Consider the following 1634-nt stretch of genomic DNA (forward strand, 5'->3'; position numbering starts at 1 on the left):
GGCTCCCGTCCTACATGGTCCCGGCCGCGATCGTCGTCCTGGACGCGCTGCCGCTCAGCCCCAACGGCAAGCTCGACCGCAAGGCCCTGCCCGCACCGGAGTACACGGCGGGCACCGGCCGCGCCCCGGCCGACGTCCGCGAGGAGATCCTCTGCGTGGCCTTCGCCGAGGTCCTCGGCCTGGAGGGCGTCGGCGTGGACGACGACTTCTTCGCCCTCGGTGGTCACTCCCTCCTCGCGATCCGGCTGGTGGCCCTCGTACGGTCCCGTGGCGTCTCGGTCTCCGTACGCGCTCTCTTCGAGACCCCCACCCCGGCCGGGCTGGCCCGTTCGACGGGCGAGAGCCCGGCGGCGGTCCCCCCGAACCTGATCCCGCCCGGCGCGACCGCGATCACCCCGGAGATGCTGCCGCTGGTGGACCTGACCGGCGACGAGATCGACCGGATCACGGCCACCGTGGAGGGTGGCGCGGCCAACATCGCGGACGTCTACCCGCTCGCGCCGCTGCAGGAAGGGCTGCTGTTCCACCACCTGCTGGCCGAGGGCGGCGAGGACGCCTACGTGATGCCGACGGCGCTGGAGTTCGACTCCCGCGAGCGGCTCGACGACTTCGCCGACGCGCTCCAGCACGTGATCGACCGGCACGACGTCTACCGCACGTCCATCGTCTGGGAGGGGCTGCGCGAGCCGGTCCAGGTCGTGTGGCGCCGCGCTGCGCTGCCGATCGAGGAACTGACGCTGAACCAGGACGGCGCCGACCCGGTGGCGGAGCTGGTGGCGCGCGGCGGCACGTCCATGGACCTCGGCCGGGCCCCGCTGATCAGGCTGCACACCGCCGCCTCGCCCGGCACCGGCCGCTGGCTGGCCCTGGTCAGGATCCACCACCTGGTGCAGGACCACACGGCCCTGGAGGTGCTGCTCGACGAGGTACGCGCCTTCCTGGCCGGCCAGGGTCATCGCCTGGCGGAGCCGCTGCCGTTCCGCGACTTCGTCGCCCAGGCCAGGAGCGGCGGGAACCGCGCCGACCACGAGCGCTACTTCGCCGGCCTGCTGGGCGACGTCACCGAGCCGACCGCGCCGTTCGGCGTGGCCGACGCCCGCCGCGACGGCATGGACACGGTCAGGGCCAGGACCGTCTTCGACGCCGGCCTGCACATCCGGCTGCTGGAGGTGGCCCGCCGGGTGGGGGCGAGCCCGGCGACGCTGCTGCACGTCGCGTGGTCGCGGGTGCTGGCGGCGGTGTCGGCCAGGGACGACGTGGTCTTCGGCACGGTCCTGTTCGGCCGCATGAGCACGAGCGCCGGTTCCGACCGCGTACCAGGACCCTTCATCAACACCCTGCCTGTACGGGTGCGCACCGGTGAGCTCGGCGTGCTGGGCGCGGTGGCGGCGATGCGCGGGCAGCTGGCCGGATTGCTGGAGCACGAGCACGCGCCGCTCACCCTCGCGCAGCAGGCCAGTGGCGTGCCCGGCGACCTTCCCCTGTTCACCGCGCTGTTCAACTACCGCCACAACACCCCGGGGGAAGCCGTGCCGGGCGGCGGCGAGGCGTTGAGCGGGATCCGGCGGGTGTACTTCACCGAGCGCACCAACTATCCGCTGCTGGTGTCGGTCGATGACGACGGTGGCCGGATC

General features: G+C 73.3%; 1 protein-coding gene. It reads left to right on the top strand.

Going from position 1 to position 1634, the window contains the following annotated elements:
* Positions 1 to 1634 (top strand): condensation domain-containing protein (locus ABFX54_RS56480; protein ID WP_346115590.1); only part of this gene is annotated, 1634 nt, incomplete at both ends.

The organism is Nonomuraea maheshkhaliensis (assembly GCF_039529435.1).
In the GTDB taxonomy this organism is placed as follows: Bacteria; Actinomycetota; Actinomycetes; order Streptosporangiales; family Streptosporangiaceae; genus Nonomuraea; species Nonomuraea maheshkhaliensis.